This window comes from Limnobaculum xujianqingii, assembly GCF_013394855.1.
GTDB classification, from domain to species: Bacteria; Pseudomonadota; Gammaproteobacteria; order Enterobacterales; family Enterobacteriaceae; genus Limnobaculum; species Limnobaculum xujianqingii.
This window is the reverse complement of the sequence record NZ_JABMLK010000001.1, coordinates 1,631,135-1,652,426: the sequence shown is the minus strand read 5'-3', so window position 1 is coordinate 1,652,426 and position 21,292 is coordinate 1,631,135. Positions and strand designations below refer to the sequence as shown.

At 48.0% G+C, this 21,292-nt stretch carries 6 protein-coding genes, 1 pseudogene and 1 other annotated feature; of the genes and pseudogenes, 3 read left to right on the top strand and 4 right to left on the bottom strand.

Going from position 1 to position 21,292, the window contains the following annotated elements; translation table 11 throughout:
* Positions 1–171: 171 nt before the first annotated feature.
* Entirely contained in the window at positions 172–876 is a 705-nt protein-coding gene (gene sfsA, locus GOL65_RS07475; protein ID WP_140919972.1) for a DNA/RNA nuclease SfsA, read from the bottom strand.
* Positions 877–1,281: 405 nt separating this feature from the next.
* Between sfsA and hrpB the strand changes: the two genes are divergently transcribed.
* Positions 1,282–3,720: an ATP-dependent helicase HrpB gene (gene hrpB / locus GOL65_RS07470; RefSeq protein WP_140920070.1), complete on the top strand. Its 2,439-nt coding sequence runs from the start codon at positions 1,282–1,284 to the stop codon at positions 3,718–3,720.
* A gap of 145 nt (positions 3,721–3,865) precedes the next feature.
* Positions 3,866–6,196, top strand: a pseudogene (gene mrcB / locus GOL65_RS07465) (bifunctional glycosyl transferase/transpeptidase); the annotation flags it as partial.
* Positions 6,197–6,687: 491 nt separating this feature from the next.
* Here the strand turns inward: mrcB and pheA are convergent.
* The 3 genes from pheA to raiA all read right to left on the bottom strand — a co-directional run bounded on the left by pheA (position 6,688) and on the right by raiA (position 8,512).
* Positions 6,688–7,845 carry a bifunctional chorismate mutase/prephenate dehydratase gene (pheA, locus tag GOL65_RS07460; RefSeq protein ID WP_140919970.1) on the bottom strand — a complete coding sequence of 386 codons (1,158 nt, stop codon included), beginning with the start codon at positions 7,843–7,845 and terminating at the stop codon, positions 6,688–6,690.
* A gap of 32 nt (positions 7,846–7,877) precedes the next feature.
* Positions 7,878–8,014: a sequence feature (Phe leader region), on the bottom strand.
* Positions 7,966–8,013, bottom strand: a complete 48-nt coding sequence (pheL, locus tag GOL65_RS22030; protein WP_218652040.1) for a pheA operon leader peptide PheL — start codon at positions 8,011–8,013, stop codon at positions 7,966–7,968. It overlaps the preceding feature by 48 nt.
* 159 nt (positions 8,015–8,173) lie before the next feature.
* Positions 8,174–8,512, bottom strand: coding sequence for a ribosome-associated translation inhibitor RaiA (gene raiA / locus GOL65_RS07455; protein ID WP_130592956.1), 339 nt, complete (start codon positions 8,510–8,512; stop codon positions 8,174–8,176).
* Positions 8,513–9,263: 751 nt separating this feature from the next.
* Here raiA and GOL65_RS07450 point away from each other — a divergent pair.
* Complete coding sequence (locus tag GOL65_RS07450) at positions 9,264–21,263, top strand: Ig-like domain-containing protein (RefSeq protein WP_140919969.1); 12,000 nt, start codon at positions 9,264–9,266, stop codon at positions 21,261–21,263.
* Positions 21,264–21,292: the final 29 nt, after the last annotated feature.

Genomic DNA, 21,292 nt, shown 5'->3' with positions numbered 1-21,292 from the left:
GTTTTACACTAGAGAAAAAATCAGGCCGCTATAAATAACAGATGAAGATGAAGTTAGCAATTTTTCCTGTCTTAAGTATGACAATGCTGTGAAGAAAAGCATGTTCATGCCGGTGTAACTGCTGGTTATTTGACCAAAACTATCTTCTTTTATTACTTTTTACCTGAAAATTTAACTTATGACGGATACCGGACTTTGTAGTATCACCTCTGTTGGCGATAGTCTGGCTTTATAACAGACGACTTCGACACCGTGTTTCTTAACTTGTTCAAAAAGCTTTGCGTAAATTGGGTCAATATGTTGTGCCACTTTAACGCTGTCAATTCCACTGTGTAGCACGGCAAAGAAAAGCATAGCGCGATGTCCATTTTCTGCCATTATTTGTAGCTCACGCAGATGTTTTTGACCACGAGTTGTGACCGCGTCGGGAAAATAGCCGCAGTGCTGCTGTAATAAGGTGACCGATTTCACTTCAACATAGCACTTTGGTCGCTCGGGATGTTCGAGCAGAAAATCGATGCGGCTGTTTTCATCGCCATAGCGAACTTCGCTGCGTAGCGAGCTGTAGCCACTTAGTTCTTTAATCCACTGGTTTTCCAGTGCCTCTTTTACCAGAGCGTTTGCCTGTAACGTATTGACACAAATGATATCGCCAGACTGGGTTTGGGTGAGTTCCCATGAGTGGGGATATTTTCGCTTGGGGTTGTCTGAAGTGGAGTACCAGACGGTATCACCGGGTTCAGCACAGCCGGTCATGGCACCGGTATTTGCGCAGTGTAGTGTGAGTTGGTCCCCCTGCGGTGTGATGACATCGGCAAGGAAACGCTTGTAGCGTTTGATTAGCGTGGCGGGTTGCAGTGGGGTGGTGAAGTTCATGGGAGATCCTATTGGTTTTTAAAGGTCGCTTTGAAACTCCGGGTAGTGATAACAACCTTGGTTTTGATGGCTTCCGTGGAGGTTCCGACCGTAAAGACAATGTGAGAATATTGTCGCCGTACCCGGTCGGAAGGGCCTTACACTTAGCATCAGAGTGCGTCGGGCCTAGCCGGGCTACGGGCACTTCGTTGGCTTACGCCAAGTCGACCCCCACGCCCGTCTCTCCCTCCGATGAACAATGCTAATCGACAGGGTGCCTTATTTAACGCGGCCTATTATTCATCATGTATTCAGTTTGGTAAATCAATGAAAGTTATCCTGCCGGTTGTTTTGGTGGCTGGTACACTATGGGCCGATAAAATTTATTTTGATACCTAAGTTATCTGATTGAGGTTATGTGTGTCTCTGCCGGTAAGTGAAGTTCTTCAGCCATTGCTTGATGCTTTGCAGCATTCGCCTTGTGTATTGTTGCAGGCACCGTCCGGTGCGGGGAAATCGACCTGGTTGCCGTTGAGGTTGCTTGAGCAATCGTCCTGGCTGTCGGGGCGTATTATTATGCTGGAGCCGCGTCGTTTGGCGGCTCGCAGTGTGGCGCAGCGGTTAGCTCAGCAGTTGAATCAGCCGGTGGGGGAATGTATTGGCTATCGGATGCGTTCTGAGAGTCTTAGCGGGCCGGCGACTCGTCTGGAAGTGGTGACGGAAGGGGTGTTGATCCGGATGCTGCAACAGGATCCGATGCTGGAAGATGTTTCTCTGGTGATTCTGGATGAATTTCATGAGCGTAGTTTACAGGCGGATTTAGCCCTTAGCTTATTATTAGATGTTCAGAGCGGTCTGCGGGATGATTTGAAGCTGCTGATTATGTCGGCAACGCTGGATAACCAGCGACTGCAACAATTTTTGCCGGATGCGCCGGTGATTTCAGCTGAAGGGCGTAGTTTTGCCGTTGAACGTCACTACCTGTCGTTACCTGCCAGTGGATATTTTGAAGATAAGGTGGCGCAGGCGGTCAGGCAGGTAGTGAATCAACATTCAGGGTCAATGCTGTTGTTTTTGCCAGGTGTAGCCGAAATTCGTCGGGTGTGTGATTTGTTATCCGGTAGCCTGACGGATGATATCGATCTTTGTCCGCTGTATGGCGCACTGTCTTTAGCTGAACAACAAAAAGCGATTTCGCCTTCTCCACCTGGTCGGCGAAAAATTGTGCTGACGACTAATATCGCTGAAACCAGTCTGACTATCGACGGTATTAATCTGGTGGTCGACAGTGGTCTTGAGCGAGTAGCTCGTTTCGATCCGCGAACCGGACTGACGCGTTTAATCACTCAACGTATTTCTAAAGCCTCCATGACCCAGCGTGCCGGACGTGCAGGCCGTCTATCTGCCGGTGCATGTTGGCATCTGTTTTCCCGTGAGCAGGCGGAACGTGCTGCAGAGCAGGGTGAGGCGGAGATTATGCAGAGTGATTTATCCGGCCTGACCGTGGAATTGCTGCAATGGGGTTGTCGTGATATTCAGCAAATGCGCTGGCTGGATTTACCTCCTTCCACTTCTCTGGCTGCCGCCCGACGGCTATTGATACAACTTGGCGCTGTCGATGAACAGGGAAATCTGACTCAGGTTGGTCGCCAGATGGCGGAAACCGGCTGTGAACCGCGATTAGCAGCGATGCTGGTTTATGCGGCGCAACAAAAGCCAGAATCTTTAGCTACCGCTTTATTATTGACCGCCATTGTGGAAGAGCCACCAAGAAACGGCAGTAAAGATATTAGTTATTGGTTACTGCATCCTCAGGCTGCATGGACAAAACGCGCTCGTCAGCTGGGGCAGCGATTAAAATTCCGCAATACCCATCCGGACAGTGATGAAATACCTTTTTTGCTGGCAGCGGGCTTTGCCGATCGTATTGCACAAAAGCGCGGAGAAGAAGGGCGTTATCTGCTGGCTAACGGTATGGGGGCTCAAATTGATACGGATGATGGCCTGTGGCGCTCTGAGTGGTTGATTGCGGCTTCGTTATTGCAAGGGGCTAATAGCCCTGATGCACGTATATTGTTAGCAGCTAAAATCGAGCCGGAGGCATTAGCTCAACGTATGCCGCAGTTAGTTACACAACAGAGCGCTATTGAGTGGGATGAAGAGAAAGGAACATTACGAGCCTGGCAGCGTCAACAGATTGGTCGTCTGATACTAAAAGCCCAACCGCTCAGTAAACCTTCTGAAGAGCAACTGCATGCTGCGTTACTGGAGTGGGTGAGAACTCAGGGTATTTCTGCTTTAGCCTGGGATGAGGAGGCGATGCAACTGCGTACTCGTATTCAGCGGGCGAGGGAGTGGCTGCCTCAGTATTCGTGGCCGTTGGTGGATGACAGTGAACTGTTGGAAACCCTAGAGGCATGGTTATTACCCTCACTAAAAGGCATCAGGGATATTAAGGGGCTTAAACAGGTTAATCTTTCTGAAGCATTAAATCGTAAGCTGGACTGGCAGCAGCGCCAGCGTCTGGACAGTGAATTGCCTGTTAGCTATTGCGTACCAACCGGTTCTCGTTTGCCAATACGTTACGATAGCGAACGGCCGCCAGTGCTGGCGGTTCGTTTACAAGAGATGTTTGGTGAAAAACAAACTCCGGTGATTGCTGATGGTCGGGTTTCTCTGGTGGTTGAGTTGTTATCCCCGGCGCACCGACCACTGCAAATTACTCAGGACTTAGCCGCTTTTTGGCAGGGCGCTTATAAAGAGGTGCAAAAGGAGATGAAGGGCCGCTACCCAAAACATGTGTGGCCTGACGATCCGGCAAATGCGCTGCCCACCCGTAAAACTAAACGTTTTCATAATGGGTGATATATATTTATCGGCGGGTAAAAACCAATGGTCTACCCTGCCTTCTAATTAGGGTACAATACGCCCGCAATTTATTACCCGTAGTGAAGCTAAACGATGATGACTGAATTCAAGAGGACAAGCGTAATGATATCGGGAGCTATTCATGCCGCCTAAAGTTAAAAAATCCCGTAAGCCGAGCTGGCTACGTCGTACCGTCGGGCTTTGTATTAAGCTGGCGATCGTGGCTATTGCCCTGTTGGCATTCTATGGCATCTATCTTGACTCACAAATCCGTAGCCGTATCGATGGTAAGGTTTGGAATTTACCGGCAGCAGTGTATGGGCGCATGGTAAACCTTGAGCCGGGTATGTCTTACAGCAAGAAAGAGATGGTGGATTTGCTTAATGGCATGCAGTATCGCAATGTCACTAAAATCACCCGTCCCGGTGAGTATACCGTTCAGAATAATAATATTGAGATGCTGCGCCGTCCGTTTGATTTCCCTGACGTCAAAGAAGAACAGATTAGCGCTCGTCTGGAGTTTAATAACGCCGGATTGTCACGCATTGTGAATCTGGATACCGGACGTGAGTTTGGCTTCTTCCGCCTCGATCCTAAGCTTATTACTATGTTACAGGCTCCGAACGGCGAACAGCGCCTGTTTGTGGCCGGTAAAAGTTTCCCTTATCCAATGGCAGATATGCTGATTGCCACTGAAGACCGTAATTTCTATAGCCATGACGGTATCAGTCTGTTCTCTATTGGTCGTGCGGTGTTAGCTAACCTCTCAGCGGGGCGCACCGTTCAGGGAGGAAGTACTTTAACGCAACAATTGGTGAAGAACCTGTTTTTAACCAATGAGCGTTCCCTGTCGCGTAAATTACGCGAAGCTTATATGGCGGTTATTCTGGATGCCCGATACAGCAAAGAACGTATTCTTGAGCTGTATATGAACGAAGTTTATTTGGGGCAGAGTGGTGCCGATCAGATTCGTGGCTTCCCGTTAGCCAGCCTCTATTTCTTTGGTCGTCCAATTAATGAATTGAGTGTCGATCAGCAGGCGATGCTGGTGGGTATGGTGAAAGGGGCTTCTCTGTATAACCCATGGAAGAATCCGGATATTGTTCTGGAACGGCGTAATCTGGTACTGCGTTTAGCCCAACAGCAAAATGTTATCGATCAGGAATTGTACGGCGTATTGAGCGCGCGTCCTCTGGGTGTTCAGCCGCGTGGTGGGGTGATTACTCCTCAGCCAGCGTTTATGCAGTTAGTGCATAATGAGCTGCAGGAAAAACTGGGGGATAAAGTTAACGATCTGTCCGGCGTGAAGATCTTTACTACTCTGGACCCGGTATCGCAGAATGCGGCGGAAAAAGCGGTGGAAGAGGGCGTTCCTGCTTTGCGGGCTGCACGTAACGTAAAAGATTTAGAAGCGGCAATGGTGATTGTTGACCGCTTTAGCGGGGAAGTTCGGGCGGTAGTCGGTGGCTCTCAGCCTCAGTATGCTGGTTTTAACCGTGCGGTTCAGGCCCGGCGCTCGATTGGTTCTTTAGCTAAACCACCAACTTATCTGACGGCGTTGAGTGAACCCGGCAACTATCGTTTAAATACCTGGCTAAAAGATGAGCCGCTGTCGGTCAATATTCCCGGCAGTAAGACGTGGCAGCCGCAAAACTACGATCGCCAGTTCCGTGGCAGAGTGATGTTGGTTGATGCGCTGGCAAACTCGCTGAATATTCCAACGGTAAACCTTGGTCTGGATTTAGGTCTGGATAAAGTGAAAGACATGCTTCAGCGCTTGGGCGTGCCGGACAGCTCAATTCAAACTGTTCCTGCTATGCTGCTGGGTTCAACCAGCCTGACGCCAATGGAAGCCGCACAGATGTATCAAACAATCGGTAGCGGTGGTCAACGGGCGAAGCTTTCGGTTCTGCGTTCAGTGCTCTCTGAAGATAACACGGTGTTGTTCCAAAGCCTGCCACAAGCCCAGCGCGTTGTGGAACCTCAAGCCGCTTATCTGACTTTATATGCGATGCAGCAAGGTGTTGCCCGCGGAACCTCACGTTCACTGGCGGGTAAGTTTGGTAACTATAATCTGGCGGCAAAAACCGGTACCACCAATGACCTGCGCGACAGCTGGTTTGTGGGTATTGACGGCAAAGAAGTTTCCATTGCCTGGGTTGGTCGTGATAATAACGGCCCGGCGAAACTGACAGGGGCCAACGGTGCACTAACACTGTACCGCCGCTATCTGGAAAACCAAACCCCGCTGGCACTGACGTTAACGCCTCCGGAACACATCAGTATGATGGGCACCGACAGTGATGGTAATTTCGTCTGCAACGGCGGCGATCGCCGGTTACCAGTGTGGACTGACAGTCCTGAAAGCCTGTGTTTGGCACCGCAACAGCCAGTTGAACAGCAGCAACAGCAACCACAACAGCAGAGCGAAAGCAGCGTTCCTGACTGGGTCAGGGATATGTTTGGTGGGTAACTGAAGTTATTGCTGTTTATATTTGATAGCGGCATAACGTGAATATCTTTAAATAGTAAGGCCGCGATACAGCGGCCTTAGATTGATGACAAAGTCAGATGATTTAGTTTTATGTTTTAGCATAGGCAATTGGAGGGAGAGATTGCCGTTGGGGTCGACTTGGCGTAAGCCAACGAAGCGCCCCTAGGGAATCTAGGCCCGACACGCTCTGTAGCTGAGTATAGATGGTTTACCGACCGTACTAAGTGTTGATTTAAGCACATTGTTTTTTACGGTCGGAATATACACAACAGTTGATTTATTCGATTTCTCAGCACATTAAGGCCGCTATATAGCGGCCTTAATTATAAAGGGTGCTTATCAGAAGCTAGGCCCGACACGCTCTGTAGCTGAGTATATGGCCCTTCCGGCCGTACACCAAAGGTGTATATAGGCATATTGTCTTTATGGTCGGAATATCCAATAAGCCGATTTACTAATACTCAAATCAACTAATTTACCTTAACCGGCACCACCGTCTCACTCGGATAACACCCTAACACCTTCACTGAACGAGTAATCGGCGTCAGGTCTTCCAGCGCTTTCTGCATGGATTCTGACTCCAGATTCACCTGCATATCGATGTAGAACATCTCTTCCCAAGGGTTACCGTTAATCGGACGGGATTCCAGCTTAGTCATTACCACATTGTGTTTACGCAATACCAACAAGGCTTCCACCAGTGCACCAGACTGTTGGCCGGTAGCAACGATAATAGTGGTTTTGGCCGGTATTTGTGGGGCAACTTCAACCGGTTTACGTGCCACCACGATAAAGCGAGTGATGTTATCTTTTTGGTTTGCCAGACTGTGTTCCAGTACCTGAAGGTTATATAGCGCACCACCTGGCTCACTGCCCAGCGCTACCGCTTTCGGCGATTTCAGACTGGCAACTTTTTCCATTGCCGCTGAGGTGCTTTCGCAATATTCGATTTTCCAGTTAGGGAAGCCGTTAAGATACTGGCTGCACTGCTGGAAAGGTTGTGGATGGCTGTAAACCACCTCAATCTGACTCAGATCGGTATCTACCGACGATAGCAGGCAGTGGTTAATAGGATTAGTCAATTCACCCACGATAAACAAATTGGTGGATTGCAGCAGATCATATACTTCGTTAATGGAACCAGAGCTAGTGTTCTCAATAGGAAGAATGCCGTAGTCTGCCTGACCGATTTCCACCTGTCTGAAAATGTCGTCAAATTTATTACAGCCGCATTCAACCAAGGTATCAAAATGACGAGCAGCATATTGGCGTGCAGCCAGATGAGAGTAAGTACCTTTAGGCCCAAGGAAAGCAATACGTGCCGAGCTAAGTTTGTCCTGATTAATATACTGTTGCAGCAGAGCCTGCTGGGTCAGTACTGAATCTTCAATGATGATTTGAAACAGACGGGTAATATAGTGACCATCAAGTCGATGTTTTTTTCCTTCTTCCACCAGGCGTCTTAACAGATCGCGTTCGCGTTCTTTATCACGAATAGGCAGGTGAGTTGACTGTTTGGTTCTGGCTACGTCCAGTGCTAAATCCCGACGCTCGGCCAGCAGCTCCAGCAGTTTAAGATCGAGTGCAGTGATACGTTCTCTCAGCCCTGATAATGGGTTATCGCTCATGGTGTCGTCTTACCTTATTTTTTATCTTATCCAATAAAAAAGCCCCCCGGTGGGAGGCTTTAATGTTCGTCTTCGCTTTCTCTCTGCTTGTTTCCAAGCCACGGACGAATCGCCTCCCAGTCAGGGGACGTTAAAAAAGAAAGCGAAGAAAAACGGTATATGGTGCATAAATAACAAAACTCCAATAAATGATGCCTCTAACTTAACCGCGAGGTTTTAGTTCTGTCAACCGCTATTATTGTTTAGTGGATGAGGGATAGCGGAGAAAAGTAATAGTTTAAGATAAAAAAACGCGCCCGGAGGCGCGTTGATAAACTCAATAAAATGATTAATCTTCTTCAAGCTGTTGCAAATTAGCCTCTTTCACGCTGCCCTCAGTACGCCGGGCTTCACTCTTGTGCTGTACTTTATTCAGTTGCCGTTCGAGCTTCAGAAGTAGCTCATTGATAGCGGCATACATATCTTCATGCTTAGCACTTGCCACCAGAGGGCCATTTGGCGTAGTGATTGTAGCGTCGGCCACGAAACCTTTAGGTTCTTTTGATAACACAATATGCGGATTAATTAACTGAGCCTGCCATTTATCTAGCTTTTTAAGACGGTCCTCGACGTGTGAACGGATTGCCGGTGTAATGTCCATTTGTTTGCTAGTAATATTTAATGTCATATAACCTACCTCTTTGTCAGTCAATTGCCGTCAGATATGATTTTAGAATACCGATGTAGCCAGACAATTGTGTGATCTGGATCAATTTTTGTGGCACCCTAAAACAAAGATGACAGAAGTGTGATAGCCATAAAGATTTATCACTCTCCACTTGTATATTGAGTATAGCTCAAGCAGTATTAGTGATTGTGTATTTTGCCTGAATCTGTACAAAAGTTCGTCACTCTCCTTTTTTGATCAATTACTTCCATCTTTCATCTGGTTATATACCGTTTATTTCGTTATCACTTTATCCATAATCAATCAGGTTTTTTTAAGTGACAAAAAATTTATTTACCTGATTTATTATATGGATATTTTTTGATACTAACGTCTATTTATTAACATGTGTTTTTTATATTTTCACTTAATTTATTGCCTTTGTTTTGCATTATTTGTTGATTGGTTAATTTTCTTTTATCTTATTGTTTTTATTTAATTGTTACTGTCATCTCTTTATTTTGATATTTCAAATTATTTCATGAATTAATCGATTGAAATAATTTTCTGTATTTATTTTGCCAAAATGAGAATCATTGCTTATATATCTATAAATAAAATAATGAAAACTCATTATTGTTTATTTTCTTTTATGGATATTTTTCCCCTCGGACTGAGATTCATTCTCTGATAACCAAAGAGTTATCGGAGAGCACTTACTGATGCCGTTTTTACGGCACATTTACCCAACGTATATAGCAAGGGGTTATCAATGGCTCAGGAAAATAGCGTTTTAGGAACTGTTGAAGTTGTCGCCCGCAATAATGGTGCTCAACTGGCACACTATACTCAGGGAAGTCAGGTAGTTACATTAACTCAATCCAGTGTAGTGCGAATTCATGGTACTTCTGCGCTAGTTTCCAGCTATGAGCGACAGGGCAACGATCTGATTGTTCATATGAAAGATGGCAGTACCGTACGCTATCAGGGATTTTTTACCCTTGATGAAAAAGGTGAACATAGCGAGCTGGTATTTGATGATGGTAAAGAGACTCAGCACGCCGTCTTCCCATTGGCCGATCTGCCAGGACCTGCGGCGGCAGAAACCATTTCACCTACTTATGCCACTATCGGCACTGATAGCCTGATTGACGATGGATTATCTGCAACAGCTATCGCCGGTATTATTGGTGCTCTGGCGGTGGGAGCTGGTATTGCTATCGCAGCAGGTGGTTCCGGAGGTGGAGGGCATCACAGCAGCGATCAGGATAACGGTGGTAATCTTGGCAATGGTGATGGTGGCAACAATAGTGGAAATAACGATAACAATGGTGGTGGTAATAATAACGGAAACAGTAATGCTACGGCGCCAACCATCAAAGTAAACCCTTTCGCAACGGATGATGTACTTAACGCCGCTGAAGCAAAATCTACTCAAACGATTAGTGGTTCTACTAGCCATGTAGAAGCGGGACAGACGGTAACTATTATCTTAGGTGGTAAAACCTATACCACTCAGGTAGCTGCCGATGGAAGCTGGCAAGTCAGCGTTCCCGCCGCTGATTTACAGCTTTTAGCCGATGGAAAAACCTCATTGCAGGTGAGCGTTAGTAATCAGGCCGGGCTAACGGCTCAGGATAGTCATGAAGTCACGATTGATATTACGGCTCCGGTTCTGACGATTTCCTCTTTTGCCGGTGATAATACACTGGATGCAACCGAATCAACAGCCAATCAAACCGTCAGTGGAACGGCGATAGGTGCAGAAGGTCAGATCGTCACCATTACGCTCGGGCAAAATAGTTATACCGCCACAGTAGATGCACAAGGGAACTGGCAAACGGTAATTTCCAGCACTGATTTACAAGCATTAGCGGATGGAAATTACACCTTGAGTGCTACCGTCAGCGACGCGGTGGGTAACAGTGCCAACGGCTCGCTGGATATTGCCAAAATTACTGTACCAGCCATTAGCATTAATACATTTGGTGGTGATGATAAGATTGATAGTGCAGAGTCGAAAACCGATCAAGTTCTGAGCGGTATGACACAAAATGCCCAACCAGGCAGCTCGGTGGTAGTCAATATTTCTGATGGTAGTGCACTGGCACGTTCTTTATCGAGTGGAGGACAAACCTATCTGGCCACGGTTGGTGCTGACGGCAGTTGGCATTTGACAATACCTGCTGGCGCCATGGAACAATTCTCTTCCGGTACCTATACCATCGTGGCAACGGTAACCAATCTTGACGGGCAAACCGCGACAGATACCCATACCTTTGTTGTCGATCTTAATCAGCCGGGTATTTCAATTGCGATAGTATCGAATGATGATTACCTGAGCGCAGTTGAAGCCACCCAGGACTTATCCATCAACGGTGTAACCACCGGCGTTGATGCGGGTTCTGTTGTTATTGTGACGTTAAATGGAAAAAGCTATCAGGCTATTGTCGATGGCTCTGGTCATTGGAGTGCTCTGGTACCATCAAGTGACCTGAAACTGTTAAGTGATGGTGCAACAACCATCACTGCTGCAGTCACCGCGCCAGCGGGCACCTTTAGCGCGGAACATACCTTAAACGTTCTGATTAATCAGTTACCGCAACCAACACTGAATACCCCTTTTGGTGATGGTATAGTCAATGCTGCGGAGGAACTGTTAAGCCAGACCCTGCAGGGAAAATCAGGCCTTATTGGTGCGGGGCAATCAGTGGTGGATACCACCCCACCAACGCTGGCGATAAAAGCATTTGCTACCGACAATATTCTGACTACGTCTGAAATGGCAGCAACCCAGACGATATCCGGCTCGGCCTCAATTTCCGAACAGGGCCAGACCGTTATTATCACGTTAAATGGAAAATCTTATCAGGCGGTGGTTGGTGCGGATGGGCAGTGGAGTACATCTGTACCATCAGCCGATCTGCAATTGTTGAGCAGCGGTAATTATACTATTACGGTTTCACTGCAAGATTTAGCCGGCAATAGCACTCAAATTTCACAGATTATTGGCGTTAAAACGGTATTGCCTGGGGTTACTATTCTGCCGTTTACCGGTGATGATGTACTGAATGGTTCAGAAGTCAAAACCGATCAACTGCTGAGTGGTTCCACTACCAATGCAGAAACCGGTAGCCTGATTACTGTGGTGCTTAACGGCCAAACGTATACCACACAGGTATTGGCAGACGGCTCCTGGAGTGTCATGGTTCCTGCTGAGGATCTGGCTAAGTTAGCTAATGGCACCTTTAACATTCAGGTTAGCGTTACCGATCTTGCCGGACAAACCGCTGAAACCAATCACAGCTTTACCGTTGATAACAATCAGGGCGGCATTGCCATTGGCATTGTGGCAACAGATGATTATCTGAGTTTGCAAGAGTCGAATCAGACATTGCTGATTAATGGTACCACCAGCCATGTTATTGCTGGTCAATTGGTTACGGTAGTTCTGAATGGTAAAACCTATATTGCTATTGTACAGCAGGATGGCTCCTGGCAGGCTTCTGTCAGCAGTAATGACTTACAGCTGTTACAGGATGGCAAAGCAACTATTGTGGCCTCTGTTATAGATAGTGATGGTAACCTGGCGACAACCAGTCATGATTTTACCGTTATCATTCATGAGCTTCCACAGCTTACGATTAATACCCCATTTGGTGATGGCTATCTGAATGCTCAGGAAAATCAGAGTAACCAAACCTTAAGCGGTAACACCAACGTCAAAGGTGCAGGGCAGGTAGTTACCGTGACGGTGGGTAATAATACTTATCAGGCCAGTGTTGATGCAGATGGGCAATGGAGCGTTAGTTTGCCAACGGGGGCGTTACAACAACTACCGGAAGGTAGTGTTTTAATTAACGTCTCTTGTACTGATGCCGCTGGTAATGCGGGTTCATTAACCACAACGGCGACGGTTGACCGATTGCCGCCACTGTTAACAGTAAATAGCTTTACCGGCGACGATCGCCTCAATATTGCTGAAGCATTAGTTGATCAAACCCTGTCTGGCACCGTATCAGGCGCAGAAAACGGTCAGGTTATCACCGTGATCCTGAATGGTAAAACCTATACCACCACGGTTAATGGCAGCAACTGGAGCGTTAATATTCCTGCTGCCGATTTAGCAGCACTACAGGATGGTCAACAAAATATTCAGGTCAGCGTATCGGATGTTGCCGGAAATACTGCGCTGGTTCAGCATCCGGTAGAAATTAATGCCAATCCATTTAGCGCACCGTTAATCAGTGTTTATCCTTTTGCCGGCAATGACATACTCAGCGCTGCTGAACAGCAGGTAGATCAGTTAGTCACCGGTAAAGTTCTCAACGTTGAGGAAGGGCAAACTGTTACTGTTGTACTGAATGGTCAATCCTACTACGGCGTAGTGACTGCCGGGGGAAATTGGGCCGTTTCAATACCGTCTTCTGTCTTAACCGCATTATCAAATGGTGATTACAACCTTCAAGTTAGCGTCAGCGATCTTAGTGGTAATAGCGCGTCGGCAATCCATGGATTTACCGTCGATACGCTGGCCAGTTCCATATCGATTTCTCCGGTTACCGGAGATGACTATCTCAATCTGGTCGAAGCCAGCCACGGCTTTTTTATCACCGGCACATCGGTTGGTGTTTTGCTTGGCACAACGGTAACTTTGACCCTGAACGGAAAATCTTACGTTACCGCTGTTTTGCCTAATGGCACATGGTTTGTTGCTGTGGCCTTAGAAGATGCACTGGCGTTAGCTGATGGTACAGCCACCATAGTCGTTTCAACCATAGACAATTCGGGAAATGTGATATTCGGCAGCCATAACTTTACGGTAATCACTACGGTTCTTCCTGATGCCAGCATTAATCTTCCGTTTGGCGATGGCTATTTGAATTTGCAGGAGTCAACTCAGAACCAAACCCTGAGTGGTTCAACAGGCGTTACCGGCAGTGGGCAACATGTCACGGTCACCATTAAAGGCATTGACTATGCCGCAACCGTTGACAGTAATGGTAACTGGCAAGTGACTATCCCCAGCGCTGATTTAGCCACATTAAGCGATGGTCAGCAGCCCATTACGGTGGTTGCAACCGATGTGGCGGGTAACAGCTCAACGCTGAACAGTGTAGCGATTATCGATCGGACACCTCCGGTGTTATCAATGAACGTTGTTTCTGGCGATAATATTGTTAATGCATCAGACGTTCAGGCTGCTATTCCGATTAATGGTCTGGCTTCTCCAGGTGATGCGGGACAATTGGTGCTACTAACCTTGTCTTCTACTGGCGTTACCTACTCCGGTATCGTTCAGTCTGATGGTTCCTGGTCGATTTTGTTACCTGCGGGGGAATTGGCGGGTATCGCCGATGGCACGGTGAATGTCAGTGTTAGTCTGACCGATGTGGCAGGTAATACCACCACATTCCCGGCTACCTTTACGCTTGATACCGCAGCAGAGGTTCATATCAATGCAATCTCTGGCGATAACTATATCAATGCGCTGGAGTCAGCGGCGCCTCTGGTAATTTCCGGTACATCGGCTTACATCGAAGCGAACCAGACAGTGACCATTACCCTGAATGGTAAGACTTACACCACCACCATACAGCCTGATGGCAGTTGGAGTTATACGGTTCCGGCTGTTGATGTACAACAATTGCCTGATGGAACATTGAATGCCACGGTGAGCGTAACCGATATTGCCGGTAATACCGCACAAGACAGCCATGCCGTCACCGTTATTAGCGATAGCGCTAATCTGCCGAAGCTTCACCTTAATATCATTGCGGGCAATGACGTTATCGATAGAACGGAAGCGCAAAGCGATGTGGTAATTAGCGGTTTTACTCAAAATGTGACTCAAGGGCAAATTGTTAGCATAACGCTCAACAATGTGAAGTACACCGCAGTAGTCGATGCCGACGGCAACTGGTCCCTGACGCTTCCAGCTCAGGTAGTTCAGGGATTACCACAAGGTTCACAAACCGTGACGGTTGAAGTGAGTGACCTGGCGGGTAACCCTGCCACAGTTAGCCATACGATTCAGGTCGATACCGTTCCACCATTATTAACCATCGATATTTTTGCCGGAAACAATGTTCTTAATTTTGACGAGGCTTCGCTGGGTCAGTTATTAAGTGGTACCACTGAAGCTGGTCTGAAAGTGAATATCACGCTGAATGGCGTGACCACTCAGGTTACAGCCGACAGCGGCGGTCATTGGGAGTTAGCTTTATCAGCCAGCGATCTGTTAGCTTTAACCTCCGGCAAAGTTTCAGTGATAGCGGTATCGGTAGCCGATGAGGCTGGCAACATCAGTTCAGGGTCGCTTAATCTGACGGTTGCCACTACGTTGCCGGTAGTGACACTGGATAAGCCTTTTAGCGATGGTTTACTCAATATTGTTGAAGCAACCGCTGGTGGTGTGATTACCGGTACCACAACGGCGCTGGGCGCAACGGGAGCCATTACTATCACCATCGGCGGTCAAAATTATCCGGTAGTGGTTACTGGCGATGGCAACTGGAGTGCAACCATACCTCCTGGCGCGCTGTTGTCATTAACCGATGGCTCGGTACCTATTGTGATTACCGCAGTAGACTCCGCAGGCAATACCACCTCAGTGCTAAGCTCACTGGACGCACTGGTGCATACCTTACCCACCGCCGAGTTTAAAGCACCCCTGTTTGGTGATGATGTACTGAACTTATCTGAAGCCACTTCAGGTCAGATTCTTACCGGTAAGTCAGGTCTGACAGGGCTGGGACAAACGGTTGAAGTCACCCTTGATGGCACTAAGTATTCCGGTTCGGTTGATATTAATGGCAACTGGACAGTTCTACTCCCACCGAATGTATTATTAGCCTTACAGGATGGTTCTCACGACATTAGCGTGACGCTATCCGATCGGGTGGGCAACAGTACCACCAGCAGTGAGTTAACTTTCAATGCAGTGACTCATAATCTACCGGCACCAACGCTCGATTTACCGTTTGTTGATGGAATATTGAATGCTATCGAAGCAGCCGCGGGAGGAACTCTTACCGGTTCAACCCATGTGAGTGGTGCAGGGCAAAGTGTCACGGTGAGTATTAACGGCCAATCTCATTCTGCTACTGTGGATAGTGACGGCAACTGGAGCCTGACGTTGACTTCCGGCGATCTGACGGCGCTACCGGATGGCACCTGGCCAGTCACCATTATTGCTACCGATAGCGCCGGTAATACGGTTAACGGTAGCGCTTCAGTAGAAGTACTGACCCATACACTTCCCAATGCCAAGATTAATCTGCCGTTCGGTGATGGTTTACTGAACATCGCTGAAGCGAATGCTTTAACCGGACAGGTTATTAGTGGCACTACCGGAATAACCGGCACCGGTCAGACAGTGACGGTAACCATTGATGGTAAACCGCAAATCGTTACAGTATCCGACAATGGTCAGTGGAGCGTCAGTTTAGACAGTTCGGCGTTAAATGCCTTAGGAACTGGTGAGCATGATATACAGGTTAAGGTGACGGATAAGGCTGGTAATACCTCTCAACAGGATCTCAGTTTTGATGCATTATTAACGCTGCCAACCCTGACTATTACTCAGCCGTTTAGCGATGGCATTCTTAACCTGAGTGAAGCCGGAAACAGTTCGACAATCTCTGGGACCACCAATGCCAATATTTCCGGACTGGGTGCAACACTAACCTTAACCATTAATGGCGTTTCTTATCCGACCACTATCGATTCTAACGGTAACTGGTCAGCCAATATTCCGGCTAATGCACTGTTAACGTTGACCAGTGGTATTACATATCCGATTAGTCTGACGGTCACCGATGCGGCAGGTAACAGTACCTCCATCAGTCAGAACTTCTCTACTCAGTTCTCGCTGCCACAGCCGACATTAGCCACGCCGTTTGGTGATAGCTATCTTAATATCAGTGAGTCCGGTGTTAATCAGACGCTAAGCGGGCAACTGAATGTAGTGGGGGATCCGACCAAAGCAAAAGTCAGTGTTTCTGTTGGCGGTATAAATCATGATGCGGTAGTGAATGCTAATGGCACCTGGTCTTTGACCCTGACATCGAGTGAATTGACCGGATTGGGTAACGGCGATAAAGCGATAGTGGTTACCGTGACTGATGAAGCGCTGAATACCAATAGCGTAAGCGGATTAGCACATTTCTCTCTGACGCCACCAGCAATCACTATTAATGCTTTTGCTGGTGATAATCTTCTGAACTATGCAGAGAGTCACCAAACACAAATATTAAGCGGTACTACCAGCAATGTCGAAGTAGGACAAACGGTACAAATCACGATTGGTGGTTTGAGCCGAAGTGCGCAGGTCACTACTGATGGCAGTTGGTCGATTACCTTGACACCAACTGAGTTGGCCTTGCTGGCTTCAGGGCAAATTACCGCAACTGTTGCAGATAAAGCGGGTAACAGCGCTAATGCACCAGCTATAACATTAACGGTTGATACCTCGGTACCAACACCGTTCCTGACTCTCGACCCGGTAGCGGGTGACAACGCCATTAACCTGAGTGAATCCGGTGGAATGCTAACCATAAGCGGAACCGCCGACCCATCTATGGCGACACAAATCGTTAACCTGAGTCTTGGTGGATTAATTATTCCTGCCGCCACTATCGGTTTAGATGGTAAGTGGAGTGTCACGATTCCTTCTATCGCATTGCTGCAGGATGGTAACTATGTCCTGTCTGCATCAACGCTCGGAGGCGTCACTGCGTCAGCCAATATTCTGGTTGATCGGGTACCTCCTCAGCTTACGGTAGCTGTGTTTGCCGGAAACGATGTGCTTAATGCCTCCGAAGCCGGAAGCGTACAGATTCTTCGTGGTACCGGTAGTGAAATTGGTACCAATGTGTCAATCAAGATACATGGCGTAACCCATTATGCTCAGGTGCAAAGTGATGGTAGCTGGAGCCTGTCACTGAGTTCTGCGGAGCTGAAAATGCTGCCACAAGGGCCTCAGGATATCGTGGTTGAGCTGGCGGATAAGGCCGGTAACCTCACCAGCGTGACCCATCCGATTACGGTAGACACCATTACGCCATTCCTGACGGTTGACGCCCTTGGTGTAGGGAACGTATTAACGGCGGCAGAAATTCTGCTGGGACTGCCATTAGGTGGGAAAGGCGATCCGGGGGATACCATAACGGTAACGCTGGGGCCGTTGCAGTTGTCCGCCCTTGTAGATGAGAACGGCAACTGGAGTGTAAATTTCCCAACCGTGAGATTAGAAACACTGACGGATGGCCCACAGGTCATTAATGTCAGCGTAGGGGACAGCGCCGGTAACGTTACTTCGGTGAATGTAGGTTTAAACGTTGCGCTAAACAGTTCACTGGGTGCCGGAATCAGTACTATCTTTGGTCCGGACGGTATTCTGAATCTGGCTGAATCGTTGTTAACACAAACCTTAACGGGAACCGCAACCGGTGACTACAACGGGGCGAAAGTCAGTGTAACCATACTGGGGCAAACCTTTACTGCCAATGTAGGTAACAACGGTAAGTGGAGCATCGATCTTACCCCTGATTTATGGTTGGGCCTGACGGCAAAAACTCTCGATGTGAATGTCAGCATTACTGATGCCAATGAAAATACGGTTGATAAGCTGATTCATGTTGGATTAGCGCTGACTGATTTGCCGGTCATCAACAATATTCTTGCGTTTGGGGATAACTTCCTGAATAAAGCCGAAACTGCGCTTGATCAACTGATTAGCGGCACGATTGGTAATATGGCGGCAGGAACCACGGTTAGCGTAACGCTGGGTACCAATACCTATAGCGCAGGCATTGATGCCAATGGTAACTGGTCAGTATCGATTCCTAAAACAGATTTAGCATCACTGTTGGATGGTATTACTAAAGTGGGTGTGACGGTTACGGATGCCGGTGGCAACGTGGTTAAACAATCCATTGACCTTGATGTCATTACCCATAACTTACCAACCATTAAATTTAATCCGCTGTTTGGTGATGGAGTATTAAGCCTGAGTGATTTGCTGGGGCTGGTATCAATTGGAGGAACGGCTACCGGGCTGGCAGGGCGAACCATTATCCTGAGCATTGCTGGCTCTTCAACCCTTAGCGCAGTAGTCGGTTCAGATGGCAGCTGGAGTGCAGAGTTAACGCCATCCATTATTAATATCCTGAAAGGTATTGGCAGCGGAGATATTACCGTATCAGCCAGCGCCACCGATATTGCCAGTAACCCGGTCAATGTGAGTGCGGGTGTGCACCTGTCGCTGTTGGCTCCGTTGCTACAAACGGTATCAGTATTTGGTGATGGTTTACTCAATGCGGTAGATGCCAGCGCATCACAGCTTATTAGTGGAACCATCAGCAATGCACCGGAAGGAACTAAAGTTAGTGTTCTGCTGGGTGGAAAAACCTTTGCTGGTGTTACGCTGGCAAATGGTTCGTTTTCTATTGCTCTGTTACCGTCTGATTTATCTCAGTTACCGGATGGGCCTCTTACAGCGGCAATTACCATAACCACCCCGGATGGAAATACCAACACCGGCAGTGCCAGCGTGATTGTTGGGTTGAAAAATCTGCCACAAATTACCCTTGATCCTCTGTTTAACGGCGATGGTTTCCTCAACCATCTGGAGGCGGGCGTTGCCCAGCTAATCAGCGGGACGGTGACTAATCTTACCAGCGGCAGTGTAACCATTAAAGTTGGTGGCAATACGCTAACGGCGACCATTAATCCAAACGGTACCTGGAGCACAACGATTCCAACCAATGTTCTGAACTTATTACCCGATGGGCCATTGGCTGTCAGCGTATCGGTCAGCGATGGAGTGGGTAATACCGCCAGTGCGGCCGTTTCACTGAACACCATTATTCACAGCCTGCCAACCATTTCCATTGGTTCGATTTTTGGTGATGGCATTCTTAGCCTGGTGGACTTACTGACGTCTCAGGTGATTAGCGGTACCAGTAGCAATCTGGCCGTTGGTGCAGAGATCAGTGTGAAGCTGGGTAGTCTGGCATATATCGCTAAAGTGGGTGTTGGTGGCGCATGGTCGTTATCAATACCACCTCTGGATCTGAAGGCTTTATTAGACGGTAACTTTAGCGTTGATGTATCAGTTAAAGATGTGGCAGGGAACGAAGCTACCGCCAGTGGATTATTGAATGTTATCTCCCATGTACTGCCGACTCTGTCGCTGGATAGCATCTTTAACAATGGCAACCTGAATGCGGTGGATATTCAGAATGTTCAGGTTATTAGCGGTAGTGCCACCAACGCGCAGGGTTCGATCGTTAATATCACGCTGGGACAGAATCATTATACCGCTACGGTTGATGCCAATGGTAAATGGACGCTGAGCGTACCGACGCTTGATTTATCTGCGCTGGCAGATGGTAGTTTTAACGTAAGCGCAGCCCTGACCAACGCAGCCGGAGAAGTAGCCAATGCCGTTGGTAAACTGGATGTTATTACCCATAACTTGCCGAATATTTCGCTGGGAAGTCTGTTTGGTAACGATGGTATTTTGAATATCCTTGATGCCGGACAAACGCAAACCCTGAGCGGAACGCTGAGTAATTTAGTGGGTGGCAGCGTAGTGGTGACATTGGGTAGTACCAATTACACTGCGACGGTGGGTTCAAACGGCACCTGGTCGTTGAGTCTGCCACCCAGCGTGCTGAGTCTATTGAAAGATGGTTCTCTGCACGTGGGCGTGACAGTAACCGATAAGGTTGGCAACACCAAAACTGACGGAACAGATATTTACGTTAAGCTGAGCCCACCGCTGCTTTCTTATAACCCGTTAGCCACGTTGGATATCACAACCCTATTGACTAAAGGGCTGACTATTGGCGGTAGCTCGCGCAACCTGAAAGTAGGTGCTGATGTAAACATTACCCTGTTGGGGCTGGCTTCGCTTACGGCTCAGGTCAAAGCGGATGGAAGCTGGAGTGCCAATATTCATCTGACGCTGGCTCAATTACTGACGCTGAATCTGCTGTCGCCGATTCTTCACTTATCTGCACAGGATGAGGCGCAAAACGGCTTTAGCGTAGATTTGGGACTGGGTACGGTGCTGAACCTGCCTCCGTTAGCGGTTGCCGCACAGGCAGAGCCATTGATGCATGAAGTGGACGCTGCTGCCAATTCTGATGCTTCACATAGCACTCAACTTCTTTCGACAGAAAACACGACGGAAGAGCGTCTGACCTCTTCGCTGAGCTCAGAAAACCACCAGGCTTCATCCGGAGCAGAGCAGAGTGCGGCCGCCGTTTCTGGAACTTTCACTATTGGCGGGGTAACCATCGATTTAGCGGATGGAACTCACAATAGTGGAACCAGCGTTCAGGGCAGCAGTGGTAACGATGTGATCCATCTGAGTACGCTGGGCTTTGGCTACATTGATGGTGGTGCCGGAATCGATACGTTGGTACTGGATGGCGCTAATCTCCATCTGGATCTTACTCAACTGGGCGAGAAGATAACCAATATCGATATCTTCGACTTAGGACTGTCTGGCAGCAACAGCATCACTCTGGATCTGAACGAGGCGCTAAACGTTAAAGATCCAACTCAGGAGCAGCTACTGATTAAGGGTTCTGAGGGCGATAAGGTCAATCTGGTACATGGTCAGGGAGATATCTGGAACTTAAATGGACAGAGCACCATTGGTGGGGTGATTTACGACGTTTATCACAATTCATCCCAAGGGAATAACACACTGGGAGATGTTCTGGTTCAGCAGGGCTTGCACGTTAATCTGGTTTAAGCAGTAAACACTGGTGCGGTCGTTGGCCG